At 68.7% G+C, this 26,117-nt stretch carries 29 protein-coding genes and 1 riboswitch; of the genes, 12 read left to right on the forward strand and 17 right to left on the reverse strand.

Annotated elements, in window-relative coordinates:
• Positions 1-130 precede the first annotated feature (130 nt).
• From frr to AB5J55_RS30435, 3 genes are all read left to right on the forward strand, one after another.
• Entirely contained in the window at positions 131-688 is a 558-nt protein-coding gene (frr, locus tag AB5J55_RS30425; protein ID WP_062666818.1) for a ribosome recycling factor, read from the forward strand.
• Positions 688-1,854, forward strand: coding sequence for a phosphatidate cytidylyltransferase (locus AB5J55_RS30430; RefSeq protein WP_369273680.1), 1,167 nt, complete (start codon positions 688-690; stop codon positions 1,852-1,854). Before frr ends, AB5J55_RS30430 begins: the two co-directional genes overlap by 1 nt.
• A gap of 347 nt (positions 1,855-2,201) precedes the next feature.
• Complete coding sequence (locus AB5J55_RS30435) at positions 2,202-2,819, forward strand: hypothetical protein (RefSeq protein WP_369273681.1); 618 nt, start codon at positions 2,202-2,204, stop codon at positions 2,817-2,819.
• 179 nt (positions 2,820-2,998) lie between these two features.
• On the opposite strand, the gene AB5J55_RS30440 is transcribed toward AB5J55_RS30435, so the two are convergent.
• The 10 genes from AB5J55_RS30440 to AB5J55_RS30485 all read right to left on the reverse strand — a co-directional run bounded on the left by AB5J55_RS30440 (position 2,999) and on the right by AB5J55_RS30485 (position 9,266).
• Entirely contained in the window at positions 2,999-4,234 is a 1,236-nt protein-coding gene (locus tag AB5J55_RS30440) for a tyrosine-type recombinase/integrase (protein ID WP_369273682.1), read from the reverse strand.
• Positions 4,234-4,431, reverse strand: coding sequence for a helix-turn-helix transcriptional regulator (locus tag AB5J55_RS30445; protein WP_369273683.1), 198 nt, complete (start codon positions 4,429-4,431; stop codon positions 4,234-4,236). Before AB5J55_RS30445 ends, AB5J55_RS30440 begins: the two co-directional genes overlap by 1 nt.
• A gap of 1 nt (position 4,432) precedes the next feature.
• Positions 4,433-5,809 (reverse strand): replication initiator protein RepSA, encoded by a 1,377-nt coding sequence (gene repSA / locus AB5J55_RS30450; RefSeq protein WP_369273684.1) that lies wholly within the window; start codon positions 5,807-5,809, stop codon positions 4,433-4,435.
• Positions 5,802-5,984, reverse strand: a complete 183-nt coding sequence (locus AB5J55_RS30455; RefSeq protein WP_369273685.1) for a hypothetical protein — start codon at positions 5,982-5,984, stop codon at positions 5,802-5,804. Before AB5J55_RS30455 ends, repSA begins: the two co-directional genes overlap by 8 nt.
• A gap of 87 nt (positions 5,985-6,071) precedes the next feature.
• The gene (locus AB5J55_RS30460) at positions 6,072-6,398 is read right to left on the reverse strand and encodes a SpdD-like protein (protein ID WP_369273686.1); all 327 of its coding nucleotides are present in this window, start codon (positions 6,396-6,398) and stop codon (positions 6,072-6,074) included.
• 23 nt (positions 6,399-6,421) lie between these two features.
• Positions 6,422-6,577, reverse strand: a complete 156-nt coding sequence (locus AB5J55_RS30465; protein ID WP_093746058.1) for a hypothetical protein — start codon at positions 6,575-6,577, stop codon at positions 6,422-6,424.
• 12 nt (positions 6,578-6,589) lie between these two features.
• Positions 6,590-6,781, reverse strand: a complete 192-nt coding sequence (locus tag AB5J55_RS30470) for a mobile element transfer protein (protein WP_093746057.1) — start codon at positions 6,779-6,781, stop codon at positions 6,590-6,592.
• A 20-nt stretch (positions 6,782-6,801) separates the two neighbouring features.
• A complete protein-coding gene (locus tag AB5J55_RS30475) occupies positions 6,802-7,473 on the reverse strand; it encodes a DUF2637 domain-containing protein (RefSeq protein WP_369273687.1) in 672 nt (223 codons plus the stop codon).
• 81 nt (positions 7,474-7,554) lie between these two features.
• A complete protein-coding gene (locus AB5J55_RS30480) occupies positions 7,555-8,910 on the reverse strand; it encodes an FtsK/SpoIIIE domain-containing protein (RefSeq protein WP_369273688.1) in 1,356 nt (451 codons plus the stop codon).
• Positions 8,911-8,912: 2 nt separating this feature from the next.
• A complete protein-coding gene (locus AB5J55_RS30485) occupies positions 8,913-9,266 on the reverse strand; it encodes a hypothetical protein (RefSeq protein WP_369273689.1) in 354 nt (117 codons plus the stop codon).
• 155 nt (positions 9,267-9,421) lie between these two features.
• On the opposite strand from AB5J55_RS30485, the gene AB5J55_RS30490 reads away from it, so the two are divergent.
• Together AB5J55_RS30490 and AB5J55_RS30495 are read left to right on the forward strand one after the other, a co-directional pair.
• On the forward strand, positions 9,422-10,153 hold the full coding sequence (locus AB5J55_RS30490) for an XRE family transcriptional regulator (RefSeq protein ID WP_369273690.1): 732 nt from the start codon (positions 9,422-9,424) through the stop codon (positions 10,151-10,153).
• 34 nt (positions 10,154-10,187) lie between these two features.
• Positions 10,188-10,658 carry an NUDIX hydrolase gene (locus tag AB5J55_RS30495; RefSeq protein WP_369273691.1) on the forward strand — a complete coding sequence of 157 codons (471 nt, stop codon included), beginning with the start codon at positions 10,188-10,190 and terminating at the stop codon, positions 10,656-10,658.
• On the opposite strand, the gene AB5J55_RS30500 is transcribed toward AB5J55_RS30495, so the two are convergent.
• The gene (locus AB5J55_RS30500) at positions 10,646-11,206 is read right to left on the reverse strand and encodes an HDIG domain-containing metalloprotein (RefSeq protein WP_369273692.1); all 561 of its coding nucleotides are present in this window, start codon (positions 11,204-11,206) and stop codon (positions 10,646-10,648) included. The genes AB5J55_RS30495 and AB5J55_RS30500 overlap by 13 nt on opposite strands.
• Before the next feature lie 244 nt (positions 11,207-11,450).
• Between AB5J55_RS30500 and AB5J55_RS30505 the strand changes: the two genes are divergently transcribed.
• Together AB5J55_RS30505 and AB5J55_RS30510 are read left to right on the forward strand one after the other, a co-directional pair.
• Positions 11,451-11,957 (forward strand): cupin domain-containing protein, encoded by a 507-nt coding sequence (locus tag AB5J55_RS30505; RefSeq protein ID WP_369273693.1) that lies wholly within the window; start codon positions 11,451-11,453, stop codon positions 11,955-11,957.
• 611 nt (positions 11,958-12,568) lie between these two features.
• A complete protein-coding gene (locus AB5J55_RS30510) occupies positions 12,569-13,060 on the forward strand; it encodes a hypothetical protein (protein ID WP_369273694.1) in 492 nt (163 codons plus the stop codon).
• A gap of 244 nt (positions 13,061-13,304) precedes the next feature.
• On the opposite strand, the gene AB5J55_RS30515 is transcribed toward AB5J55_RS30510, so the two are convergent.
• The gene (locus tag AB5J55_RS30515) at positions 13,305-14,792 is read right to left on the reverse strand and encodes a hypothetical protein (RefSeq protein ID WP_369273695.1); all 1,488 of its coding nucleotides are present in this window, start codon (positions 14,790-14,792) and stop codon (positions 13,305-13,307) included.
• A 634-nt stretch (positions 14,793-15,426) separates the two neighbouring features.
• On the opposite strand from AB5J55_RS30515, the gene rlmN reads away from it, so the two are divergent.
• The 5 genes from rlmN (at position 15,427) to AB5J55_RS30540 (ending at position 21,369) form a co-directional block, all read left to right on the forward strand.
• Positions 15,427-16,533: a 23S rRNA (adenine(2503)-C(2))-methyltransferase RlmN gene (gene rlmN / locus AB5J55_RS30520; RefSeq protein ID WP_369273696.1), complete on the forward strand. Its 1,107-nt coding sequence runs from the start codon at positions 15,427-15,429 to the stop codon at positions 16,531-16,533.
• A gap of 45 nt (positions 16,534-16,578) precedes the next feature.
• A riboswitch (TPP riboswitch) is annotated at positions 16,579-16,684 on the forward strand.
• A 77-nt stretch (positions 16,685-16,761) separates the two neighbouring features.
• Positions 16,762-17,862 carry a thiamine ABC transporter substrate binding subunit gene (locus AB5J55_RS30525; RefSeq protein WP_369273697.1) on the forward strand — a complete coding sequence of 367 codons (1,101 nt, stop codon included), beginning with the start codon at positions 16,762-16,764 and terminating at the stop codon, positions 17,860-17,862.
• On the forward strand, positions 17,838-19,526 hold the full coding sequence (locus tag AB5J55_RS30530; protein ID WP_369273698.1) for an ABC transporter permease: 1,689 nt from the start codon (positions 17,838-17,840) through the stop codon (positions 19,524-19,526). The genes AB5J55_RS30525 and AB5J55_RS30530 overlap by 25 nt, the downstream gene beginning before the upstream one ends.
• Positions 19,527-20,546, forward strand: coding sequence for an ABC transporter ATP-binding protein (locus AB5J55_RS30535; RefSeq protein ID WP_369273699.1), 1,020 nt, complete (start codon positions 19,527-19,529; stop codon positions 20,544-20,546).
• A 25-nt stretch (positions 20,547-20,571) separates the two neighbouring features.
• Entirely contained in the window at positions 20,572-21,369 is a 798-nt protein-coding gene (locus tag AB5J55_RS30540) for a maleylpyruvate isomerase family mycothiol-dependent enzyme (protein ID WP_369273700.1), read from the forward strand.
• 88 nt (positions 21,370-21,457) lie between these two features.
• Here AB5J55_RS30540 and AB5J55_RS30545 read toward each other — a convergent pair whose 3' ends face one another.
• The 5 genes from AB5J55_RS30545 to AB5J55_RS30565 form a co-directional block, all read right to left on the reverse strand.
• A complete protein-coding gene (locus AB5J55_RS30545; RefSeq protein WP_369273701.1) occupies positions 21,458-22,114 on the reverse strand; it encodes an LAETG motif-containing sortase-dependent surface protein in 657 nt (218 codons plus the stop codon).
• Between the two features lie 177 nt (positions 22,115-22,291).
• The gene (locus tag AB5J55_RS30550; protein ID WP_369273702.1) at positions 22,292-23,416 is read right to left on the reverse strand and encodes an LOG family protein; all 1,125 of its coding nucleotides are present in this window, start codon (positions 23,414-23,416) and stop codon (positions 22,292-22,294) included.
• A 37-nt stretch (positions 23,417-23,453) separates the two neighbouring features.
• The gene (locus AB5J55_RS30555; RefSeq protein WP_369273703.1) at positions 23,454-23,873 is read right to left on the reverse strand and encodes a VOC family protein; all 420 of its coding nucleotides are present in this window, start codon (positions 23,871-23,873) and stop codon (positions 23,454-23,456) included.
• A gap of 139 nt (positions 23,874-24,012) precedes the next feature.
• Positions 24,013-25,377: a hypothetical protein gene (locus AB5J55_RS30560; protein WP_369273704.1), complete on the reverse strand. Its 1,365-nt coding sequence runs from the start codon at positions 25,375-25,377 to the stop codon at positions 24,013-24,015.
• On the reverse strand, positions 25,359-26,099 hold the full coding sequence (locus AB5J55_RS30565) for an ABC transporter ATP-binding protein (RefSeq protein WP_369273705.1): 741 nt from the start codon (positions 26,097-26,099) through the stop codon (positions 25,359-25,361). The genes AB5J55_RS30560 and AB5J55_RS30565 overlap by 19 nt, the downstream gene beginning before the upstream one ends.
• Between the last annotated feature and the right edge of the window lie 18 nt (positions 26,100-26,117).

The following is a 26,117-nucleotide window of genomic DNA, read 5'->3' on the forward strand; positions in this document are numbered from 1 at the left end:
CGGACCCTGACCGGGGGATGGACAATGTCCTGCCGGTCGGGAACCGTGCAGGAAGAAGACGCGACGCAGCCGGCCGCCGCCTCAGCGAGGAACCGCAGCCGGGCCTACTCAAGACACGCAGGAGCAAGTGGTGATCGAAGAGACCCTCCTCGAGGCCGAGGAGAAGATGGAGAAGGCCGTCGTGGTCGCCAAGGAGGACTTCGCCGCGATCCGCACCGGCCGTGCGCACCCGGCGATGTTCAACAAGATCGTGGCCGACTACTACGGTGCGCCGACGCCGATCAACCAGCTGGCTTCGTTCTCCGTGCCGGAGCCGCGCATGGCGGTCGTGACCCCGTTCGACAAGAGCGCGCTTCGCAACATCGAGCAGGCGATCCGCGACTCCGACCTCGGCGTCAACCCGAGCAACGACGGCAACATCATCCGAGTGGTGTTCCCCGAGCTCACCGAGGAGCGCCGCCGCGACTACATCAAGGTCGCCAAGGGCAAGGGCGAGGACGCCAAGGTGTCCATCCGCTCCGTCCGCCGCAAGGCCAAGGACGCCATCGACAAGCTGATCAAGGACGGCGAGATCGGCGAGGACGAGGGCCGCCGCGCGGAGAAGGAGCTCGACGACACCACGCACAAGTACGTCGCTCAGGTGGACGAGCTCCTCAAGCACAAGGAAGCCGAGCTGCTCGAGGTCTGATGAACGACTCTTCCTGGGGGGCGCCGCCACCAGCCGGGCAGGCCGGGCAGGCCGGGTACTGGGGGACCACCGCGCGTGGACCTGTCCAAGGGGCTGCCCCGGCGGGTCCCGCGTACGATGCGCCTGAGGCGCAGCAGACTCGCCCCATGCCCATCGTGCCCGACGTACCCGCGTATGGCGGAGACCAGGATGACGATCGGGGGGCCGCTCGGCTGAGCGGCCCCTTGTTCCGCGAACAGCCGCCCCGAGCGCGGCCGTACGACACGTCGCAGGCGCGGCCCTCCGAGGCGGCGCAGCAGAATCCGGAGCCCATGCACGACTCCCCGCAGCCGGCGCCCCCGCCGCAGAAGAAGAGCGCGGGGCGCGACCTGGGTGCGGCCATAGGGGTCGCTGTCGGGCTCGGCGTGGTGATCGTCGCGTCGCTGTTCGTCGTCAAGGCCGTGTTCGTCGGTGTGGTCGCGGTCGCCGTGGTCGTGGGTCTGTGGGAACTGACCAAGCGGCTCGAGGAGCGCAAGGGCATCAAGGCGCCCCTCGTCCCGCTCGCGCTCGGCGGTGCGGCCATGGTGGTCGCCGGGTACGCCCGGGGTGCCGAGGGCGCCTGGACGGCGATGGCGCTGACCTCGCTGGCCGTGCTGGTCTGGCGGATGACGGAGCCGCCGGAGGGCTATCTCAAGGACGTCACCGCGGGCGTCTTTGCGGCGTTCTACGTGCCGTTCCTGGCGACGTTCGTCGCGATGATGCTGACCGCCGACGACGGGCCCTGGCGGGTCCTGACGTTCCTGCTCCTGACGGTCGTCAGCGACACCGGCGCCTACGCCGTCGGCTGGCGCTTCGGCACACACAAGCTCGCCCCGCGCATCAGCCCCGGCAAGACCCGCGAGGGCCTGCTCGGCGCGGTGAGCTTCGCGATGGTGGCGGGCGCGCTGTGCATGCAGTTCCTCATCGACGACGGCACCTGGTGGCAGGGCCTGCTCCTGGGCCTCGCGGTCGCGGCCACCGCCACGCTCGGTGACCTCGGCGAGTCGATGATCAAGCGGGACCTGGGCATCAAGGACATGGGCACGCTGCTGCCGGGCCACGGCGGGATCATGGACCGACTGGACTCGCTGCTGCCCACGGCGCCGGTGGTGTGGCTGCTGATGGTGCTGTTCGTGGGCTCGGGCTGACGTCCGTACATGCACGTACCTGAGGGCCCCCGCTCTGACCGAGCGGGGGCCCTCCGCTTCGCCGGGCGGGCTTCCCGACTCCGCTCGGGGCGCCGCCTTCGGCCCACTCCGCCCCGGCTGCGCCGACGCCCGCCCACATGGATAGGGCCAGGGCCACAAGGCGAGCAGCAACCACCGGCGGCCCTTCAAGGAGGTGCCTCCGGTGGGGGGCGCTATGACTCCGGGACGGAGCAGGGGCCGCTTGCGAGTGCCGGCCGAATCGGGCAGACGGGATGGGAGCCGGGGCGAGTGGTGGGGCTGCGACACCGGGCGGGTGCCGGGCAGCGCCGGTGATCTAGGGTGTGTCGATGCAGCCCTTGCCGTCGCCGCAGATACCGGCGAACGAACTCCGGCCCGGCCGTCACTGGTATGCAACGGCGGCCGCGATCACCGTCGTGCTGATCGTGCTGGGTGTGGCCATCGGTGTGTACCGGTTCAAAAGCGCGATTGACGCGGTGGACACGGTCAACCAGTTCGCCAACGGCGACACCGTCACTCTGCGGCTCGATCCGGAAAACGAGAAGGCGATCTGGATCAAGGAGCGAGGCCCGTCATCTGACCAGGCGTGCGGCATCACCGGTCCGGGCGACCCCCGTCTCACCGATCCGGCAATCGACGTGTTCCTCACTCGCGACGAGACCTGGAACCCGCTCTACACCATCGCCGTGCCGCGGGCGGGCGACTACCAGGTCACCTGCACATCCCAAGGGCCGTCCCGGTACGCCATCGGGGACATCGGAGGCCTTGTCACATTTGGAGGCTGGCTCGTACTGGCCATCCTTCTCCCGATGCTCGGAATCAGCATCGGCGCCGCCATCGTCCTCGTCACCGCCTTCCGCCGCAGAGGCCATCGCAAGCGCCTGCTTGCCGAACGCTGCGGCTCCGGTGGTAGCCACGTGAGTGTGTCGAGCTCCCCTGCGCTCTGATCCCGAGTCGTTGACGTGAACATGGAGCGGACGAATCGGCACTCGGTTGATCTGCGACACTGGGAGAGTTATGCCTGCACCCGGAGAACTGATGTGCTCCGGGCACGAAGAAGCCCCCTACCAGCGATGTTGTCGCCAGTAGGGGGCCGCCTTATGCCCGCTGGGCCGTCTCCGGGCCGTCAGGGCTCCTGGGCCGTGTCGAAGACGCCATCCAGGGCCCGGCGGGCTCGCTCGCTGCTGCTGGGCATCAGGTGGGCGTACACCCGCAGCGTCATCGCCGGGTCAGAGTGTCCGAGGTACTCGCTCACGGCCTTGATGCTCTCGCCCGCGTCCAGGAGGACCGAGGCGTAGAAGTGGCGAAGCGCGTGCATCCCGTGTTGCCGGGCGGAGGCGTACGGCTCGCCGGATTCCGGCGTCGGGATGAGACCGGCTGCCGCGAGGGCGCGCTTCCACTCGTGGACGTTGAAGTTGCTCCGCCAGACGATCCCGTCGGCCGTGTTGGTGAAGATCAGATGCCGTTCGGTCAGCGGGCCGTCCGGCCTGATCCACGGCAGCTTGATCGCCACAGGCGGGTGAGTCTCGATGTGCCGGCGCAAGGCCGAGGCCACCGAGGACGGCAGCGGTACGTCCCGCTCCTTGTTGCCCTTGGGCGGAGCGAAGACCGCGACGCCCCGGACCAGCTTGACCTGAGTGGTGACCTGAAGAGTGTCACTGTCGAGCTGCGCGGTGTCCTCGGCCAGGCCGATGATCTCGCCCTGTCGGAGACCGCAACCGCTGCCTACGTCGACCATGGCTCGGTAGCGCTCAGGCAGGGCGTCACGGACTGCCCGCACCTGGGACGGGAGCCAGGGCACGACCCGGGAGGTCGAGGCGGCGGGTGGGCGGACGGACGCAGCCGAGCACGGGTTCCGGGCGAGGTGGCCGTCATCCACGGCGGCAGACAGCACCGCGCGGACGTTGGCGTAGATGTTGCGGGCGTAGGTGCCGCCTATGGAGTCGTTCTCCAGGTCGCGAACGAACTCACGGATGTGGACCGGACGGAAGGACCCGAGCGGACGCGCACCGATACGAGGGAAGGCGTGCAGCCGAAGACGGGTTTCCGCTCCGATGCGAGTGTTCAAGTCGGTCGTCTGCCCGGCGATCCAGCGTTCCGCGTACTGCTGGAAGGTGGTCCGGGCAGCCCTGGGATCGACGTACTGGCCACGGGCCATGTCGGCAGCTGTCTCGGCCAACCACTCTTCCGCCCGGCGCTTCTGACGGTCCGGGAAGGATCGGCTCTTCTCGGTGCCGTCCGGCCCGACGTACCGGGCCCGGTAGCGGAGCCCGTTGCCGAAGCGGTCGGTCTTGACCTTCACAGGCTTGCCGTCCGGACCTGACTCGGTCTTGTACCAGCGGTCTTGGATGTGTCCGGCCATCAGGCAGCCTCCCCGATCTGGGAGTCCACCCAGGCCCGTACGTCGTTGGGGTCGAAGCGCAGGTGCCGGCCGACGCGGAAGCCGCGGGGGCCGGTGCGCTTGCGGCGCCATTGGTAGACGGTTTCGACGCTGGGCAGTTCGAACATGTCCACCAGGTCGTCGGGGGTCAGGAAGCGGCATGGCAGCTCGGTGGTCATGTCACCACTCCCTTTCCTCGGCGGGCTGGTCGCGAAGGGCTTCGCGGGCGGTTTCGCGGTTGTGCTGGAGGTCGCGGGCGATGGTGGCGGCGAGGGCGGATTCGCCGGGGGTGTGGCCGTGCCCGGCGTACTGCCAGTCGGCCAGGACGAGGACGGTGTCCGGCTCGACTTCGTCCAGGCCGAGGGCTTGGCGTTCCTGCGCGGCGCGGAAGTCGGCGCGGGCCTGGCGGAGTTCGCCGAGGGTGGTGGAGTAGCGGCGGGACTTGGAGGAGAAGTGGCCCCGGAAGCCGAGCATGTGGGCCCAGGCCCAGAGGCGGCGATCCGGGTAGAGCGGATCGAGCAGCTTGCACGCCTCGATGAGGCGGCGGGTGTGGTCGGGGACTTGGTGGCGGTCGAGTTCGGAGAGTTCGCCGATGCGGCGGTCGAGGGTGCCGGTGTTCTCGGCGGCCTTGGTGGCGTACTTGGCGACGTAGGAAGCGACGGCCTGTTCGGTGATGTCTGAGCCGTCACCGAATGCCTTGACGGGGCGGACGTCGAGTTGTGTGCCCCAGCGGAAGGTGCGGGCGGGCTGGTCCTCGACGGCCGGGACCGAGACCGAGGTGTACGAGTGCACGGCGGCGGCGTGGATCGAGTCGGTGAGCAGTTCGACGGTTGCCCAGGCTGGGGGTGGGGTGTCCGGGCCGTCGGGGCCGTCGATCCGGATCACCGCATGGAAGTGCAGGGCGCCGCGCTTCTGGAACTCCGCCACCTTGCCGTATGACAGTCGTGCGGCTTCCTTCAGCTCCCGCTGGGACATGCCGGCGCGGGCGGCAAGCTCGCGGCGCAGGCGGTTGGTGAAGCGCTGCCAGAGCTGTCCGGCGTGGTTGTTGAAGAGGACGGCACCTGCGTAGTCGTAGGTGTCGGGGTTCAGGGCGGTGCCGAGTGCGGGGTCGTCGGCGGGGTGGTGGGTGCCGCAGCGGCAGGTGCCGGAGTCGGGCCGGTTGTGGACGGGGCCGAAGGAGGGGGCGGTGAGGGTGGCGAAGACGCGGGGGTGTTCGCGGACGGTGGCGGGGATGTCGCGGTGGTCGTCTCCGGCGAGGCCTGCGCGGATGAGGTGGTAGGTGTCTCCGGCGTAGGTGTAGGCGCAGGAGGGGCAGCGGGAGGCGCGGCGGTTGCCGCAGGCGAGGCGGAGGCGTCCGCCTGGCTCGCTGTCGGTGGAGTAGTGGTGCAGGGTCTCGCCGGTGGTCTTGTCCTTGGTGAGGGTCCAGCCGGTGAGGTGGATGGGGTCGGCGCAGCCTCCGGTGCGGCGGATCTGTTCGTGCCAGCGGTCGTAGTCGTCGGCCGAGGCCACCCTCAGCAGGTCGCCGAGGGTGGTCGGGTCGAGCAGCTGGTCAGGCACGGGCGCCCTCCCGCATGCGGAGAGGGCGGGTGCCGGTGCCGTGGCAGGCCGGGCAGTGTGCGGTGATGGTCCGCAGGTGGCCGTGCCGGTCGCGACCGCCGAGGGTGATGGCGGCGGAGGCGTGTCCGTCGCAGTCGGGGCAGATGCGAGGCGGCGGTGTGGTGCGGTGCGTCATGCTGGGGGTTCCTTCCGGTTCAGTGGATCGGACAGGGACGGCGCCCGGGCGGCGGAGACTTGGCGGTTGAGGCCGCCCGGGGGCCGGTCAGCGCTGTTTGGCCTCGGTGTTGATGAGCGAGCGGATGACCAGGGCGCAGATGGCGACCGAGACGCCGGTGACGGCGACCGCGAGGAGCATCGAGACCAGGACGGCGCCGACGACCAGGACCACGGCCGTGCCGCCACCGACCAGGGCGACGACAGCGCCGGGGGTGAGCTGGACGGTGGACCGGGCAGATGCCGGAGCCGGGGCGACCGGCGCGGCCACCGGGGCAGAGGGCGGCTGCTGGATGACGGCGGTGGGCTCGACGACAGCGGGCGGGGTGATCAGGCCGGTCGGCTGCGGCATGGTCGGGACCTTGGGGCGGATCATGGTGGGTCTCCTTTCACGGGCGGTTACTTGATGGCGGTGTCGATGACCGGGGCGAGGAGGCTGTCGGCGATGAGGTAGCCGCCGAGGAGGAGCACCAGGACCAGCCAGAGGGGCGGGCGGATGAGCTTGATGCCGAGGTAGCCGACGGCGGCAAGGGCGAACCAGAGGGGGACGTCCATGGCGGTGGCCTCCTAGCGGACGGTGCAGCGGTGGGTGCGGGCGGCGAGCTGGGCGGCGCTCTGGCTGGAGTAGTCGGCGGACCAGCCGCAGCGGTCGTTGGTGCACACGGCGGCGTGCTGGGTGCGGCCGTTGCGGTCGCGGTGGGTGCCGATCTGCACGGGGCCGATCCGCATGACGGAGTGGAAGTAGTCGCGGGCAGGCATCGAGGTCGTGTCCTTTCGGGTCAGGCGAGTTGGGCGGCGATGGTGTCGGCCAGCTGCGGCGGGACGCCGAGGCGGGCGCGCAGGGTGTCGGTGTCGATCGGGGAGCCGGTGCGGGCCTGGTGGTCGTCGGCGACCTTGCGGGCGTGGTCGACCAGAGCAGCCGGGACCGGCGGAGCCGGAGCAACGGGCACAGCCGGGGCGGGTTCGGCGGCCGGAAGCGCGGGGGCTTCCTCAGACTCGGTCACTCCGGCCGGGATGGTGTCCGGCTCAGCTGCGGCGGCCGGTTTGGGGTCGGGCGCAGCGGCCGGCACTTCCGGTGCCGGGTGGTCGGTGGGGGAGTGGGCAAGGAGGGTGCCGCCCATGAAGGCCAGAGCAGGCCAGGCGGCGACGAGGATCCGCAGCCAGGCCGGAACCTGCTGGAGGTCCAGGAGTCCGGCGGTGGCGACATTGGCGCCGAGGGAGGCCACCAGCGCGATCACGAACCAGCACCAGGCCAGCTGGGACGGACCATCGGAGCGCAGCCGCCGCCAGGAGGCGACCAGGAGCAGGTCAACCGAGACCGGGTAGGCCCAGGCCTTCCAACCGTCTTGTCCGGCAGCGGCGGCGAGGTCGTGCAGGTGGGCGAAGGACAGTGCCCCGGCGATGACGGCCTGGATGAGTACGGCGTCGACGCGGAGGGCGGTGCGGGCCATCACGGCTCCTTCCGGTGATGGGGCATGGCGGGGGTAGGGACCTGGCGCGAGGGGGTCGCGCCGACCGGTGGAGCGGGAGGGTCAGGCGGTGGCGGGGGCTGTCTTCGACAGCGGCGCCCAGGCCGGGAGCGGCGGGGTGACCGCGGGGCGGAAGGCTGCCAGGGCGGGCAGGTCCGGGACGCGGTGCGCGTGCTTGTTGCAGATGTTCACGGCCTCGCGCAGCGAGGTGTGCGGGGCGCGGATGCGGGCCCATCCTCCGGAGGAGTCCCCGGCGATGGCGACGCCGCGCATGTCGGTGGGGATCTGGACGGCCGCCAGGACGGCATCCGGTGAGATGTCGGCGAAGGCCATGTTGGCGGAGGTTTCGTCGTTGACGCGGTGGGCGGTGCGGCCGGTGAGCTGGGAGCGGAGCATGGTGATGCTTTTGCCGAGTTCGGCGCCGAAGCGTTGCCCGCAGATCTCCAGGTAGATGCCGGCGGCGCGGCCGAGCTGGGCGAGGCGGACCAGGGCGGTGATGATGCGGTCCCGTCGCTTCTCCTCGTCCTTGGTGGCGAACAGGGCGAGTTCGGCGACCTCGTCGACCAGGACCACGACTGGAACCGGGCGCAGTTCGGCGGGCAGGTCCCAGATGTCGGCGGCGATCTCCGCATCCGGTATCGCGACACTGATGCGCTGCTGGGCGCGGATGAGGTGGTAGACGTCCGCCATGTGGGAGACGAGGGCTTCCAGGAGGTCGAGGGCGGTGTCGGGGTTGTCGGCGAGCGCGGAGAACCGGCGTGCCAGCGGGAAGAGTTCCACTCCCTGCTTGCAGTCGATGCCCACCAGCGCGACGTCCATCGGGGCCAGGCCGGCGACCAGGTTGCGCTGGTAGACGGACTTGCCCGACTCCGTGGCGCCTAGAGTCAGCCCGTGCGGAACCGCCCGGTAGTCGCGGTAGTGGACAGCACCGTCCTCACGCAGGGCGACCGGGACCCGCATCAGACCGTTGTCGGTCCTGGCAGGCATCTGCACCCGCTTGAGGACGTCATAGCCCGTCATGCGCACCTCCACGACGCCTGAACGCAGTTCACGCGAGGTGACGCCATACAGGCTGAAGGAGTGGCGCAGCCGGTCCGAGGCCGCCGCGACGTCGAAAGCGTCCTGCCCGGGACGCAGGCCCAGCCGCAGAACCAGACCGGTGCGAGTCGGGCGGATGCGCAGGATGCGCGGCGGACGGGACTGCGGGACGGGCCGGTTGGTGAGCCGGGCTAAGGCCAGGCGCCAGCGGGAGGGCGGGACTGTAAGGCCGCAGGCATCCATGACGGAGGCGTAGCGGACCAGGACCCGCAGCGTGGCGAGGGTGACCCCGAAGGTCAGCCAGTACCAGGCGGGGCGCCGCCACCGCGGGATCACTGCGGCAGCGACGAGCAGCACCAGAGCGACCATCAACCACGTCATGATCAGGCAGCCTCAGCCTGCGAAGCAGCACCGGCCAGCGACGTCACGGCCACCGCGCGAAACGCGATCCCGTGCCGCTTCTGCCCGTTGAACTCGTTCTCCCACGCCGAGGCGACCAGGCCCGTCAGCGCGACCGGGGTACCCATGGTCAGCTCCTCCGAGACGCCCGGCTGCGGGACGGTGAGCTTGAGGATCTCCACCTCGTCGGGCGTCGAGAACATGACCTCCACTGTCATCAGCGTGACACCGTCCTTGTCGAGAGCGATCTCACCGGTACGGCGGTCCTTGACCTTGGGCTGCGGGGGCTTGGCGACCATCACGGTCGCGTTGGTGGTGTCGACGGGAATCTGACGCATCGTCTGTCGTCCTGTTCTTCAGGGAAGTTGCCCGGCGTCTGCCGGTAGAACAAGAAGACCCTGAGAGGTGCTGGACGTATCACGGCCCCCGTGGACGTTTAGGGACGTCTGAGCTATCGTCAAAACGTCCCTACGTCCCATTGGGAGGCCACTTCATGGCGAACGAGCGTCTGCGCGCAGCCATTTCGGCGAAGGGCGAGACCGTCCAGTCCGTTGCCGACCACGTCGGCGTGGACCCGAAGAGCGTGGAGCGGTGGATCACCACGAATCGCACGCCGCACCGTGGCCACCGTTGGAAGGCCGCGAGCTTCCTGGGCGTCGACGAGGTCTACGTCTGGCCGTCCGTGGAGAAGCAGGCCGAGAAGGCGAGCACATCCGAGCTGGTCACGTACTACCCGCACCGAGGCGCTGTGCCTGCTGCGCTGTGGTCCTCACTGATTGACCAGGCGACAGACCAGGTCGAAATCCTCGTCTACGCAGGACTCTTCCTCTTCGACAGTCACCCCGACCTCCCGCACCAACTCGCTGAGAAGGCAACGGCCGGCACACAGGTCCGGGTCCTCCTGGGAGACCCCGATTCGGAGATGATCCGCCAGCGAGGCGAAGAGGAGGGCATCGGCGACGACTTGGCCGCTCGCGCTCGCATAACCCGCCGCTACCTCGAACCGGCAGCCAAGACGCCCGGCGTCGAGATCAGGCTTCATGACACGATCCTGTACAACTCGATCTACCGGTTCGATGACGACGTGCTGGTCAATCCGCACGTCCTCGGAGCGCCCGCGGGGCAGAACCCCGTCCTGCACTTCCGGTACGTCCCGGGAGCCCGCACTTTCCGGCACTACATGCGGAGCTTTGACTACGCCTGGGAGCGGGGTCGGGCCTCCTAGCTCAACTGTCTGCCAGTCGTGCGAGGCTGGAGTCATGGCCCGCGTCGACTACATCAACGATCCGAACGCTCCGAAGGCGAACAGCATCGTCCCCTCGGTCACCGCCGTTGCACGGAACGAGGCCGGAGACGTCCTCCTCATCCACAAGACCGACAACGATCTGTGGGCTCTGCCCGGAGGCGGCGTCGACGTCGGCGAGTCCGTCGCGGATGCCGCAGTTCGCGAGACGAAGGAAGAGACCGGCTTCGACGTCGAAGTGACCGGGTTGGTCGGCCTCTACACGAATCCCGGCCACGTCATGGCCTACGACGACGGCGAAGTCCGCCAACAGTTCTCGATCTGCTTCACGGCGCGGATCACCGGTGGTGAGCTCCGGACGAGCAGCGAGAGCAAGGAAGTGGCCTTCGTCGACCCGAGCAGGTTGGACGACCTGAACATCCACCCGTCCATGAGGATGCGAATCGAGCACGGCTTGTCCGATCGGAGCAGGCCCTACATCGGCTGATCAGCCATCCGGGCACGCGTCCGCTCGACTGCCTCCTTGAGGTACGGCCGTGCCTTGCTGATCGCGTTGTGTACCTCGCTGCCAGGCTCGTAGCGCACGAGGATCTCATCGATCCGAACATCGAAGTCGAAGGACTGTCCGGCCGGGCCGGTCGTCATGTCCGCGAAAATCAGTGCGTCCAGAACCGGGGAGTCTTCCCGGTCGTAGACGGCAAGCTCTGCCGACAGCCCTCGCTGCTCAGCTTCGTACACCGCCCCGGAGTGATGGGCGACGAGCCGGACGAGACGTGCCGGCGCACTGAGCGATTCCAGGTGGCGGGCGCCATCGAGTGGGTGGAACCCTGTGTCCCGCAGTTCGGGGGCATAGCCGATGTCGTGAAGCCATGCGGCGGCGACAAGTAGATCTCGGTCAGCCTCGGACACGGCCGCGGAAGCTTCTTCCGCCCGAGCAGCCACAGCCTGAGTGTGCAGCCAGCGGTTCCCGAGTTGAGGAAGCAGGGACTCGGCGAGCTCCGCCGCACCCTGGGGCGTATCCAATGCAGAAGGCATGGCTTGAACGTTAGCCGAGTCCGGCAAGGAGCCGACAGGGGACGATCGAGCGGCGCAAGATCTGTCGAGTCTCAGTTGATGGAAATCGCTGGCCTGCGACGACGAAACCACCAGTGCTGCTTTCGTTCCGCTCGGCGGCCTGGGGTGCGGGCGGCATGATGATCGGAGTGAGCCTGCCGGGCGCCTCCTATGAATCGGTCATAGAGTTACAGAAGACGGCGAAACCAACACCTGGGAGGCCGTTATGGGGGCTCTCCGCTTCGTAGTCGAACCAGACGAGGGCAAGTCGATCTGGCTCGCGGGCATAGGAGTCGACTTCAAGATCTGGGGCGAGGAGACCGGCAACCAGTTTTCGATCGTCGAGCACCCCATCGAGCCGGGCCGTCTCATACCGCCACACGTTCACAGCCGCGAGGACGAGTTCTCGTACGTCCTGGAGGGCAGGGTCGGCGCACGAGTGGGCGACGAGGAGGCCACGGCAGGTCCAGGCTCGTACATCCTCAAACCGCGAGGGATCCTGCATACCTTCTGGAACGCTGGACCGGAACCGGCGAGGATCCTAGAAATCATCTCCCCCGCAGGCTTCGAGCGGTTCTTCGACGCGCTGGGCACGGTCAGCGAGACGGCCTCTGATCCTGCCGAGTTCCTCCAGCGCCGGGCCGAGCTAGGCGAGCAGTACGGTCTCGGGTTCTCCGACGAGTGGGTCGCCGAACTCACCAACAGGTACCAGCTCAAGCTTCTCGGTGAGTAACTACACCAGCTCTCACACGCACACTGATCAGACGCGCACAGCCAAACCGAGGCAAGCGGTGTCAAGCATCAGGTGAGGCCACTGCGTCAAGCATCAACCGAGACAAGACAGAGCGACGCAAGATCCGCGCGGTAGAACTTTCCCTACTTCATCAAGGCCCGCGCACGGCGCGGGCGCGCGCCGCCTGTACGGCGGGGCCGCCGCCCTGTCTTCGCCAGCGGCGGCCCCGCCCGGCGGCGCGCTGCGTGCAGCGAGCGAAGGCTGGGACGTCAACCGCGGCTACAAGATGATGCCTCCGGCGGGGATCGGCCGGCACCGGGATGGAGGGGGCACCGTCGCCGCCTGCGGGCCCGTAGGGGCGTGTCTGGGGTGGCTCCCATCCCGTCCACCGTCGACCCAGGCAGAGCCGAGCAGACGCGGCCCAGGGCGTCCAGGTCGTTCGTACAGTGGCGCGCTCCACCTGGACGCCCTGAACCACGCCCGCTCCACGGTGTGTGGGTCGACGGCGGACGGGATGGGAGCTGGGGCGAGTGGTGGGCACGGGATGCCTCTTTGCAGTTCGTCAAGGAATTCGGGCTGCGTTCGGGCGGCGAGGCGGGCAGCATGGCGAGATGCCGGATCTGCTGTGGGACGACGTCAGGAACTTCCTCGACCCTGACTTGATGGGTGCTCTGCCGGATGTTTCCGTGGCGGGCACCTCGGTGGAGGACTGGCAGGCGCTGTTCGATCTGGTCCAGTCGAGCGGTTGGGCGTGGGAGTACTCGGAGGGCGGCGTCGGGGCGCTGCCTCCTGCGGTGGAGGTGCTGACGCGGCCCGCCGATGCCGAGACGGTCGATCTGCGGGTCTGGCCGGTTCCGGGCGTGCTGGCGATCTTCTGGCCGATGGTTGCCGAGGAGATCGACTTCGATGTCGACCTTCGCGAGCTGCAGGGTCAGGAAGGAGTGGATGTCCTGTGTCGGTTCCTGACCGTGGTGGGCCGTCGACTGGGCAAGCCGGTGGTCATGACGGCCGAAGGCGACTACGGAAACCCGGTGCTCGGGTTCGATCCCACGGCCGACCGCGTGGTGCTAATGGCGGACCCGCAGCTCATCCAGCTCATCTGACCGCCGGGACCGGCCTGGCCTCGTACTGGCCGGAGCGCCGGAAGGCAGAGAACGGAGCAGAGAGCCACACGTGCTCCCTGCGTGCCCGTTGAGGGGGCACCACACGGGGAACAGCGGGGAGTCGCGGCCACCAGTTCGGAAACGCGCAGGTCAGTGTCTCGCCAGGTCACCGCACATCCGCATACGCGATCTTCCAAATTGGTGCTCTCGGAGCCGCGTAGCGGCGCTTGACGCGCTTGCAAGCTCAAACCCCAGAACGACTCAGCAATGCCTTGATGGGAATCTCGGAATAGGTGAAAACTACCCCGGCACCATATCTAGCCGACTCTCTTTCCATTTCCTCTTCCGCTCCCTTTTCGGTAAGGGCTTTATCGAATACAACCTGAGTCTTTTTCTTGGGGTTGAATGATGAAATAAAGTCATTATTGCCGAATTCTGGATTCCAGAAGGCCGTCACGTATCTTGGCCTGCGGGTCACATTTATCAGGTTGTTATTGTGTCGCACGCGGCCGCGATAAGCAACGTACTCCCCGTACTCTCTGCATTCGACCGGAGGGCAGTAGTAAGAACCCTCATATTTCTTCCATGACATTCGAGGGATAGAGAATTCTTCATTAATTTTCCCTCGATCCTTTCTCATTATGACGATCGTCAGGCGGGCTTCCAGTGTATCGAACGCAGAATCCTTAGGTATTCTTATTACAGTCTCCTCTGTGTATTCTTCTCCGACTTCAAACCAGCCGCCGGGTCCATAGAAGTGCCCTGAGCTTACTATTGTCTCCTCGTTATTGCGGATGTATCGCTCGGCTTCTGCGACGTAACCAGGACTCTCCTCTGTTTCGTTTTTCCATCGCTTCAGCCCTTCGCCGCTATCGGCGTATCTGACTGATGACCCCGCTACGGTGTAATCATCGTTGATGACGTAGACGGCAATCCCTCCGCTGTTTTTTACGTGTAGCCTTAAAGGAATATGTACGTACTTAGGGTCGGGGCTTTCTTGCGGCTTCCCAAATTCGGCCTTTAGTAGGAGGTGAACTGGCGCGGCGGTGGGTTGATACATGGTCGAATAGGCCAGGCTGACGGCCGTAAGAATCGCAGTGGCGACCACCCCAACCGCAATCCTATTCGGGTGTCGAACTCCCTCCCAAGGCTTTTCTCGGATAAGCAGACAAAGGGCCCAAAGGGACCAAACCCAAAGTGAAATAAATACTAGTAGATAGGCGATAAACTCCCTCTCCTCGAGCCACATGAACAGGAGAAGACTATTGGTCCCTAGTGCGATCAATGCTCCGATCAGGACGACCACTCCAGATAGCTTCGACTGACGCCTACCCCAATAGTCGAAGATTGCAAATATCGCCGCACCCTGCACCGCGCCTGCCAGGATGAACAGGGCGCCGACAATCCGTTGTGCGAAAGTCAGTCCTTCGAAGGCATCCGGCCAGCCGATAAATAGGTGCAAAATAACAGATCCGAGCATTCCCGCGATCATGAGAACAATTATTACGTGCCTTCTCCGTGGGTGGTCGGGCCACGTCTTGCTGTCACCTCCGTGCCAGTGTATTGATGACGAATCTTCCAAATCTATCGTTTCCGAGTAGCCGAGGCGGCTGAGGATCTTTCTCATTTCGCGAAGTGACCAAGCGCTGCCGACTGTCTCGCTGTCTACGATGATCTTGCGAAGGCCGCGGTAGTCAGGTGGTTCCACAGTGACCCATGGCTGAATGCCCATAAGACAAAACTGCAACCCGAGTAGGCAAGGTGCACGAGTAACTGCTCCGTTCAGGTTCCAGCCAATCCGTCGGGCTGACGGTTCTCAGTCGCGGCGTAACTCATTCGGACCTCCGTCGGCCCCTTCAGCCGCTTCGCCGACCTGCGCGGCCACTCTGACGACGATGCTCAGTGAGCGCTGCAACCTCAGCTTTCGGTAGCACGCCCTTAAGTTGCGCTGTTACTGGACATGGATCGCTCCCTGACATCCGCGGCTGAAACAACAACGCCGGACTGGGGAACACACCAGAGGCTCTTCCCGGCCATTGCCTCAGTCGACGGCGGCAGCCGGAGCGGGCGCGGACCGAACCCCTAAGGCGGTGGTCACACGTCAGCTCCGCCGACGCCAAAGACGGCAACGCTGACGGCAACAACGGCGGACGGCAGCGGCACTCAACAGCTCGGCGTGGTGCTGGTCTAGAACGATCGGACCGGCCCACCGGCGCGCGCCTGCAGCTCCTCAGCGCTGGGGCAGTGCTGGGCCGTCCCTGGGCCGTCCGAGGCCGACCAACGCTGACAGTCGGCACCCAAGGGTGACCACCCCCACCCCTCTCTGGCCTGGGCCCCCAGAGTTGATCTGCCACACTGGAAGGGTTATGCCTGCACCCGGAGAACTCACTTTCGTCGCCCCCCGCGGAGCCAAGAAGCCGCCGCGGCACCTTGCCGACCTCACGCCTGCTGAGCGCAAGGACGTCGTCGCTGCGATCGGCGAGAAGCCGTTTCGTGCCAAGCAGCTGTCGCAGCACTACTTCGCGCGGTACGCGCACGAGCCGGAGCAGTGGACCGACATCCCGGCCGGGTCGCGGGCCAAGCTGCGGGAGGAGCTTTTCCCGGAGCTGATGACGGTCGTACGGCATCTGTCGACCGACCAGGGCACCACGCGCAAGACGCTGTGGCGGCTGTTCGACGGGACGCTCGTCGAGTCGGTGCTGATGCGGTATCCGGACCGGGTGACCATGTGCATCAGCTCCCAGGCGGGGTGCGGGATGAACTGCCCGTTCTGTGCCACGGGGCAGGCGGGGCTGGACCGGAATCTGTCGACCGCCGAGATCGTGCATCAGATCGTGGACGGGATGCGGGCGCTCCGGGACGGGGACGTGCCCGGTGGGCCCGCTCGGCTGTCCAACATCGTCTTCATGGGGATGGGCGAGCCGCTCGCCAACTACAACCGGGTCGTGGGCTCCATTCGGCGGCTGACCGATCCGGAGCCGGACGGGCTCGGGCTGTCCCAGCGCGGGATCACCGTCTCGACCGTCGGTCTCGTCCCGGCCATCCACCGGTTCGCCGACGAGGGCTTCAAGTGCCGGCTCGCGATCTCGTTGCACGCGCCCGACGACGAGCTGCGCGACACCCTCGTCCCCGTGAACACGCGGTGGAAGGTGCGCGAGGTGCTCGACGCCGGATTCGAGTACTCCGCCAAGTCGGGCCGTCGGCTGTCCATCGAGTACGCGCTCATCCGGGACATCAACGACCAGGCCTGGCGAGGTGACCGGCTCGGGCGGCTGCTCAAGGGCAAGCCCGTGCATGTGAACCTGATTCCGCTGAACCCGACTCCCGGGTCGAAGTGGACCGCCTCGCGACCCGAGGACGAGAAGGCGTTCGTCGAAGCCATCGCCGCCCATGGTGTGCCCGTGACGATTCGGGACACCCGTGGTCAGGAGATCGACGGGGCGTGTGGGCAGCTCGCCGCGACCGAACGGTAGTCTGACCGCCGTAGGTACATTTTCCTATGGCGTAAATACATCTTCATATTCCGACAGGGGAGCGCCACAGCGCTGAGAGTGCGGCATCGGCCGCAGACCCTCCGAACCTGGCCCAGGTCATTCTGGGTAGGGAGATCGGTCACCACTCGAGCTGTTGCGCCCTGCCCGGAGCCTCCTCAAGGTTCCGGGCAGGGCCGCGTCTCTTCCTGGTCACCCCAGGAGGAATTTGTGAGCATCACCAAGAAGTCCACCGTGAGGTCCGCGGCCCTGGCCGTCGGGCTGGGCCTCGTCGCGCTGCCCGCGCTGTCCGCGTGCGGGTCGTCCGATGCCGACAGCGGCAGCGGCGGGTCCAAGACCGTCACGCTCGTCAGCCATGACTCGTGGGCCGTCTCCAAGAGCGTCCTCGCCGCCTTCGAGAAGCAGTCCGGCTACAAGGTCAGGGTCCTGGAGGACGGCGACGCCGGCCAGGCCGTCAACAAGGCCATCCTCACCAAGGACAACCCGCAGGGCGACGTCTTCTTCGGCGTCGACAACACCCTGCTCTCGCGGGCGCTCGACAACGGGCTGTTCCAGTCGTACGAGGCGAAGGGCTCCGACCTGGTCATGCCCGAGTACCGGGTCGACCAGGACCGGCACCGAGTCACCCCCGTCGACACCGGCGACATCTGCGTCAACTACGACAAGGCGTACTTCAGCAAGCACAAGCTGAACCCGCCCACCTCCTTCGACGACCTGATCAAGCCCGAGTACAAGAACCTCCTCGTCACCGAGAACGCCTCCGCCTCCTCGCCCGGCCTCGGCTTCCTCCTCGGCACCGCCGCCAAGTACGGCGACGACGGCTGGCAGGACTACTGGAAGAAGCTGAAGGCCAACGGCGTCAAGGTCGTCGACGGCTGGGAGCAGGCCTACAACGAGGAGTTCTCCGGCTCCGCCGGCGGCAAGAAGGCCAAGGCCGACCGTCCGCTCGTCGTGTCGTACGCCTCCTCGCCGCCCGCCGAGGTGATCTATGCCGATCCGAAGCCGACGACCGTGCCGACGGGTGTCGCGACCGGCACCTGCTTCCGGCAGGTCGAGTACGCGGGTCTGCTCAGCAATGCCGAGAACGCCGAGGGCGGCAAGGCGCTGCTCGACTTCATGCTGACCAAGACGTTCCAGGACGACATGCCGCTGAACATGTTCGTCTACCCGGTGAGCGAGGCTGCCCAGGTCCCGCCGGAGTTCGTGAAGTACGGACCGCAGGCCAAGGATCCCGAGACCCTGGACCCGGCGAAGATCGCCGACAACCGTGACGACTGGGTCAAGTCGTGGACCTCGCTCGTACTGAAGTAGCCCCCCGCAAGGGCGCCTTCCGCAGGGGACGCGCGCGGAGCGCGGCGGTGCGGTTCGGCCTCATCGCCGTGCCCGTCGCGTTCTTCGCGGTCTTCTTCGCCCTTCCCGTCGCCGCCATCGTCGCGCGCGGCCTGAAGGTCGACGGAGTCTGGCAGTTCGGGCGCCTCCTGGATGTGCTCGGGCAGTCCGACATCCGGCACGTCCTGTGGTTCACCACCTGGCAGGCGCTCGCATCCACCGCGCTGACACTGCTGATCGCGCTGCCGGGCGCCTACGCCTTCGCCCGCCTCGACTTCCCGGGCAAGCAGATCCTGCGAGCCGTGGTGACGGTCCCGTTCGTGCTGCCGACGGTCGTCGTCGGTACGGCGTTCCTCGCGCTGGTCGGCCGTGGCGGACTCCTCGACGAGCTGTGGGGCGTACGGTTCGACACCACCGTGTGGGCCATCCTGCTCGCGCATGTCTTCTTCAACTACGCCGTCGTCGTACGGACGGTCGGCGGGCTCTGGTCGCAGCTCGACCCGCGGCAGGAGGAGGCCGCGCGGATGCTGGGCGCGTCACGTCTCACCGCCTGGCGGACCGTCACCCTCCCGGCGCTCGGGCCCGCCGTGGCCGCCGCCGCGCTGATGGTCTTCCTGTTCACCTTCACCTCCTTCGGTGTGGTGCAGATCCTCGGCGGCCCGACCTTCTCGACGCTCGAAGTCGAGATCTACCGGCAGACGTCGGAGATCTTCGACCTGTCCACGGCGGCCGTCCTGACGATCGTCCAGTTCCTCGCCGTCGGCGCGATCCTCGCCGTGCACGCCTGGACGGTACGGCGGCGGGAGAGCGCCCTGCGCCTGGTGGACGCGTCGGTGACCGCGCGGCGGCCGCGCGGGGCGGGGCAGTGGTCGCTGCTGGCCGGTGTCCTGGTCGTCATCGCCGTACTCCTCGTGCTGCCCCTGGCCGTGCTCGTGCAGCGGTCCCTGGACGCGCCGGACTTCGGCTACTTCCGGGCGCTGACCAGTCCCGACGGCGGCGTCTTCCTCGTCCCGCCCATCGAGGCGATCGGCAATTCCCTGCAGTACGCCGTCGTCGCCACCGCCATCGCCGTGCTGATCGGCGGTCTGGCCGCCGCCGCGCTGACCCGACGGGACGCGGGCCGGTTCGTACGGGGCTTCGACGCGCTGCTGATGCTGCCGCTCGGGGTGTCCGCGGTGACGGTCGGCTTCGGGTTCCTGATCGCTCTGGACGAGCCACCGCTGGACCTCAGAAGTACGTGGATCCTCGTCCCGCTCGCACAGGCGCTGGTCGGCGTGCCCTTCGTCGTGCGGACCATGCTGCCCGTGCTGCGCGCCGTGGACCAGCGGCTGCGCGAGGCGGCTTCGGTGCTGGGAGCGTCGCCTTGGCGGGTCTGGCGTGAGGTGGATCTGCCGATGGTGCGGCGGGCGCTGCTGATCGCGGCCGGGTTCGCCTTCGCGGTGTCGCTGGGCGAGTTCGGGGCGACCGTGTTCATCGCGCGGCCCGACAACCCGACGCTGCCGGTGGCCGTGGCGAAGCTGCTTGGGCGGGCCGGTGATCTCAACTACGGGCAGGCGATGGCCCTTTCGACGATTCTGATGATCGTGTGCGCGGTGGCGCTGCTGGTGCTGGAGCGGCTGCGCACCGACCGGACCGGGGAGTTCTAGATGCTGCTGAGCCTTGCGGACGCGACGGTACGGTTCGACGGGCGTGTCGTGCTGGACGCGGTCGGCCTCGACGTCGCCGAGCACGAGATCGTGTGCGTGCTGGGGCCGAGCGGCAGCGGCAAGTCGACGTTGCTGCGGGTGGTGGCCGGGCTCCAGCCGCTGGACGAGGGCCGGGTGTTGCTCGACGGCCGGGACCAGGCGGGGGTGCCCGCGCACAAGCGGGAGGTCGGGCTGATGTTCCAGGACCATCAGCTGTTCCCGCAGCGGGACGTCGGCGGCAACGTGGCCTTCGGGGCGCGGATGCACGGCGCCTCGAAGGGCGAACAGGCCGAGCGGGTACGGGAGTTGCTCGACCTGGTCGGACTTCCGGACGCCGCCCGCCGCTCCGTCGCCTCCCTGTCCGGCGGCGAGCAGCAGCGGGTGGCGCTGGCACGTGCGCTCGCGCCGAGGCCGCGGTTGCTGATGCTGGACGAGCCGCTGGGTCAGCTCGACCGCTCGCTGCGGGAGCGGCTCGTGGTCGAACTCCGGGAGCTGTTCGGCCGGTTGGGCACGACCGTGCTGGCCGTGACGCACGACCAGGGCGAGGCCTTCGCGCTCGCCGACCGGGTCGTGGTGATGCGGGACGGGCGGATCGCCCAGACCGGTACGCCGCTCGAGGTGTGGCAGCGTCCGGTGGACGAGTTCGTGGCGCGTTTCCTCGGGTTCGACAACGTGGTCGAGGGCACGGTCGCGGGGGAGGCCGCGGACACCCCCTGGGGCAAGCTGCCCGTGGGCGAGGACGCCGCACAGGGCACCCGGAAGCTGCTCGTACGGCCGGCCGGGGTGCGGCTCGTGTCCCCGGACTCGGGGCTGCGCTGCACGGTCACGGCGCGCACGTTCAAGGGCACGCATGTCGCCGTGCACCTCCAGCCGGAAGAGGCGCCGCGCCTGGAGGCGGCGTGTGCGCTGCGGGAGGCGCCCGAGGTCGGGGACGCAGTCGGCGTGGAGTTCGACGCGGCGGAAATCGTGCTGCTTGGCTGATCACCCCGCACATAGGGTGCGGGGCATGACGTCACTCCCGCACAATCGTTACTGCGACGAAATCGCCCACCAGATCGGCCTGTTGAGGGCCGTCGTGACTTCGGGCGCCGACCTGTCGGCCACCGTGCCGACCTGCCCGGACTGGTCGCTGGAACAGCTCGTCCGGCACACCGGTGGCGCCCTGCGCTGGGTGGAGCTGACCGTGCGGACGCGGGCCGAGGAGGAGGTCCCGGAGGAGCAGGTGCCGGGGTTCACCGGCCCCGAGGGTGAGGGTGACGCCGCCGCGCTCGACGCCTGGCTCGCGGAGACCGGCGGGATGATCGTCGGCACGCTGCGGGAGGCCGGTCCCGACGCAAAGGTATGGGGCTGGGCCGGCGTACTGAACGCCGGATTCTGGGCCCGCCGTATGACCCACGAGATCACGATCCACCGCGCGGACGCGACACTCGCCGCCGGCCTGCCCTACGAGGTCTCGCCCGACATCGCCGCCGACGCGATCGACGAGTGGCTGGAGATCGTCGAGTGGGCGCAGCGGACACTCCCGGACGACCCGGCGCGGGAGCTGTGCCGGCCCGGGAGCAGCATCCATCTGCACGCCACGGACAGCACCCCCGAGCTGAATGCCGAATGGTCCATCGACCTCGACCAGGACGTCGTCGCCTGGCGGCGCGGCCACGAGAAGGCGACCGTCGCGCTCCGCGGCCCGCTCACCGCCGTACTGCTCGCCTTCTACCGCCGGCTGCCGCTGGACAGCCCGGAGTTGGAGGTCCTCGGCGAGCGGGAGCTGCTGGAGTTCTGGCTGGAGCGGGCGAGGTTCGGCTGACAGGCGTGGGGCGTGGCCCCGGGGAACAGGCGTATGGCCCGCCCCCGGGAAAGGGGACGGGCCACAGCGGTGTCGCTCTGCGGGCGCGTCAGCGGTCGTTGCTCGCCCCGCGGCGCCGCAGTCCGAAGAAGACCGCGCCGCCACCGATGGCGACCAGGCCGACCGCGATGCCGGCGATCAGGCCGGTGTTGGAGTTCGCACCGGTCTCGGCGAGGTTGGAGTCATCGGTCGCCGGGGACGGGGCGCTGCTCGCCGTGTCCGCGGGAGCGGTGCTCTCGCTCTCCGAGGGCGTCGGGGCCGGCGTCTCCTCGGCCGGGGTCGAGGCGGAGTCGGACGGGGTCGGGGTGTCCGACGGAGCCGGCGGCTCCTCCTCTTCCTTCTTGCAGGCCGTCGACGGGGTCGTCAGGTTCGGCTTGATGTCCTCGTCGACGTAGCCCGCGGCCTTGACGTGGACGCGGTACTCGGCGTCCGGCTTCCAGTTCTCGGCGAAGGTGATGGTGACACCCTCGCGGGAGCCCTTGACCACCTGCTCGCCGACCTTCTTCAGGTCGGCGCCGTTGTTCTGCAGGTAGACGCTGACAGTCGCGGGGATGCCGCTGGGGTCCACGTCGGTGACCGTGATGACGCCCTTGTCGCCGTCGCACTTGGCTTCGGCGGAGAATTCACTGATGTTGCAGGCGAGGGCGTTGCCGGCGAGGCCGAGCGCGAGGGCGGCGGAGGCGGACGCAACACCAAGAGCGCGCACGGAGCGCGTAACAGTACGGCGGTTTATGGACACGTTTGTCCTTACGAGTTGCACCACTGAGGGGGGTTGAACGAGGCGGCGATGCGACATCACCGTCCCCAGGAGTCTCACAGGTTTATAAGCGTGGCATAAGCAGTGTCAACGCGTACGCCCCCCGCGCACGTTGGCTTTGCCCTCTTATTGCTCGCTGAGGCGTTTCAACGCCTGCGGGGCCTGCTCGATCCGGTCGACCAGGGCGATACGGGACTCCATCGAGCGATCCCGGGCGAGGGCCTGCAACAGCGGCCAGGTCGGCAACTGCTCCGTCCAGTGGGCCCTGTTCACGAGCACCATCGGGGTGGGCTCGCCGCGCGACTCGTAGTAGTTCGGCGTCGCGTTGTCGAAGATCTCCTGCACGGTGCCGGCGGCGCCTGGCAGGAAGACGACGCCCGCGTTCGAGCGGGCCAGGAGGCCGTCCTCGCGGGTGGCGTTGGCGAAGTACTTCGCGATGTGGGAGGCGAAGGGGTTCGGCGGCTCGTGGCCGTAGAACCAGGTCGGGATGCCGACGGAGCGCCCGCCCTGCGGCCAGCGGGTGCGCACCTCGAAGGCGGCCGTCGCCCACTCGGTGATCGAGGGCGTGAACAGGGGCGCCTTTGCCAGGAGTCGCAGGGCGTCGCCGAGCATCTCGTCGTTGTGCGGGGCGGCGTACGCGCCGAGGTTCGCCGCTTCCATCGCGCCCGGGCCGCCGCCGGTGGCGACCGTGAAACCGGCGCGGGCCAGTTCGCGGCCGAGCCGCGCGGCCCCCTCGTACGCCTCCGTGCCGCGCCGCATCGCGTGGCCGCCCATGACGCCCACCACCCGGGCGCCGGACAGGAGTTCGTCGAGCGCGTCCGATATGGAGTCGTCGTGGATCGCGCGGAGCATGGAGGCGTGGATGTCGCGGTCCGCCTTGGTCCGCTGGAACCAGGCGTACGCGTGGGCGTCGGGCGTGTTCTCGTAGCCGTCCGCCAGCGACGCGAAGAGGTCGTCGGGCGAGTAGACCAGGCCCCGGTACGGGTCGAAGGGCAGGTCGGGGACCGGCGGGAAGACCAGGGCGCCGTCCGTGCGGATCTTCGCGGCCGCGTCCTCGCGCATCGGGCAGCCGAGGAAGACGGCGCCCGCCGTGTCCGTGGTGAGCAACTCGCGCGTACGGTCCGTCAGGTCGACGGCCTGGACACGGAATCCGGCCAGGGAGCCGCGCGCCGAGACGGTCGCGTCGAACTCCTCCAGCGTCTCGATCTCACGGTCGTTGTGGTGGGCCGCATGGGCGGGCATCGTCTGCACCCGCCCATGCTAGGCACCGGCCACGGGACGGCGGGGATCAGCCCTCGATGGCCGACGGGTCCATCCACACGACCTCCCAGGTGTGGCCGTCGAGGTCGTCGAAGGCGCGGCCGTACATGAAGCCGTGGTCCTGGGTCTCGCCGGTGACGGAGCCGCCCGCGGCGACCGCCTTCTCGACCAGCTCGTCGACCTTCTCGCGGCTCTCGGAGCTCAGCGCGATCAGCACCTCGCTGGTCTTCGTCGCGTCCGCGATCTGCTTCTTCGTGAACTGGGCGTACTTCTCGTGGGTGTGCACCATCGCGACGATGGTCTCGCTGATCACGACCGACGCGGTGGTGTCGTCGCTGAACTGCTCGTTGATCGCGAAGCCGAGCTCCGTGAAGAACTTCTTCGAGGCGTCGAGGTCGTTCACGGGCAGGTTCAGGAAGATCATCTGCTGGTAGGCGGGGGCGGTCATCGTGGTCTCTCCCTCGGGTGGCTGCTGCTCTCGCTGCTGTTCGGTGGGATAGACCGGGGGTCCGAGCGGAAGTCATCGCCGGGCGGAGAATTTTTGTTGCGAGTTTTTCGACCGGCTCGGCGGAGTCCGCCGAGCGGCTTCAGCGGGCCAGGGGCGCCGCGGCCAGCTCGGCCACGATCAGGGTGAGCGGGCAGAAGAAGACCAGCAGCGTGGCGGCGCGCAGGGCTGCCGCGCTGCGGAGCAACGCGGTGGGGGCGCCGAGGCGGAGCAGTGCGGCCGTGGTGTCGGCGCGGGCCTGCTTGGCCTCCACGGCGGCTGTGAGGAGGGTGGCCACGGCACAGCCGGTGACCACGGTGGCGCCGACGGCGGTGAGGGGGCCGATGGCGTCGGTGGTCGACAGGGGCGCGGTGGCGTACGCCGCGGAGGCCACGGCGCAGACGACGCCGAGGGGGCGGCCGATGCGGGTGGCCTCCGCCATCAGGACGCGGCCCGCGAGGAGGCGTACCGCGCCCGGGCGTACGGCCTGCAGGACGCGGCCGCACAGGTGGGTGAGGCCGGGGGCGGCGAGGGCCAGCCCGAGGGCGGTCAGGAGCCAGCCGACCAGGACCCCGGCTGGGCCGGTGGGGAGGGCGGCGGGGACGGTGAGCGGAGTGGGGGTGGCGGTGCGGCCGGCGTAGGCCTCCACGGCGATGCCTGCGGCGAGGACCGCGATACCCCACGGCAGGCCGACGGGGGGTTTGCCGGGGGCCGGGACATGGGTCGCGTGGGCCGGAGTTTGCTGGCTGTCGTCGACTGCCGCCGGGGGGTCGGTCGCGCGGTCCGGCGCCGGTGGGGTGCCGTCCTTCTCCGGGGCGGGCGCCGCCTCAGCGGCACGACTGTCCGCAGGCGGCGCGGTAGCACCCTCGCTGTCCTCCGCGGTGCCGGGCGCGGCCGTGCGGCCCCGCCTCACCTGGCCCCCGAACGACCGCCCCGCGCCCCGCGCCCCGGTGGGCCCGGGTTCCTTCGGGCGCAGGACCAGCGCCACCGTCGTCGACGCGGTGGCCGGGGTCAGGGTCAGCAGGGTCAGGGCGGCCGGCAGGGGGAGGGGGGCGTTCGCCGCCAGGAACTGCGATGCGGCGCCGTCGAAGGGCATGCCGGTCAGGTCGCCCCGGAGGTGGAGGAAGACGAGCAGGGCGAGCATCGAGCCGAGGGTGCAGGACAGGGCCGTGGTGGTGGCCGAGACCAGCATCAGGCGGGCCGGGCCCAGTCCGATCGCCGACAGGCCGGGGCGCGGCTTGGTGCCGGGGTCGGTGCGGGCCACCGCCACCGCGAAGTGGATCGTCGCGGCCAGCGGGGGCACGCACCAGGCGAGGCGGAGGACCGACGAGGCCGAGTCGGTGTGGGACATGGCGTAGCCCAGGGTGCACAGCAGCAGGAAGCCCGTGCCCGCCGACGCCGCGGCCAGGAGGAGGCGGCGCAGCTGTACAGCGGGCTGGGCGCCGCGGCTCAGACGGAGAGCGAGCACGCGGCCCGGCCTTCCGTCGCGGTGACCGGGGGCAGGTGCACCGTGTTCACGCGCCGTCCGTCGAGCAGGGCGAGGGTGCGGTCGGCGAAGGCCGCGTTCTCCGCGTCATGGGTGGCCAGGACGACGGTGATGCCGTGCGAGCGGGCTGCTGTCGTCAGGGTGCGCAGGACGTGTGCGCGGTCCGCGCGGTGCAGCGCTGCCGTCGGCTCGTCGGCGAACAGGACCGTGGGGGAGGGGGCCAGGGCGCGGGCGATGCACACCCGCTGGCGTTCGGCCTGCACCAGCTGGTGCGGGCGCTTGCGGGCCGCCTCGCCGACGTCCAGGCGGTTGAGCCACTCCAGCGCGGTCGTCTTGGCGCGGCGACGGCTGGTGCCGCGCAGCATCAGCGGGAGCGCGGCGTTCTCCCAGACGTTCAGCTCGGGGACGAGCGAGGGGGCCGGGTCGATCCAGGTGAAGCGGTCGCGGCGGAGCCGTTCGCGCGCCATCGGGGTCATGGTGTGCACCGGCACGCTGTTGAACCAGACCTCGCCGCTCCGGGCGGGGGCCAGGCCGGACAGACAGTGCAGGAGAGCCGTCTTGCCGCTGCCGCGGGGACCGGTGACGGCGAGGATCTCAGCCTCACGCACACCCAGCGAGACCCCGCCGAGCGCGGGAGAGCCGTCGCGGTGCGTGAAGTGCAGCGCGCGTGCCCAGAGCACGTCGTTGTCCGGCGGAGCCTCCATGCGCGTACACCTCGTCAG

It is taken from the genome of Streptomyces sp. R11, assembly GCF_041051905.1.
Taxonomy (GTDB): Bacteria; Actinomycetota; Actinomycetes; order Streptomycetales; family Streptomycetaceae; genus Streptomyces.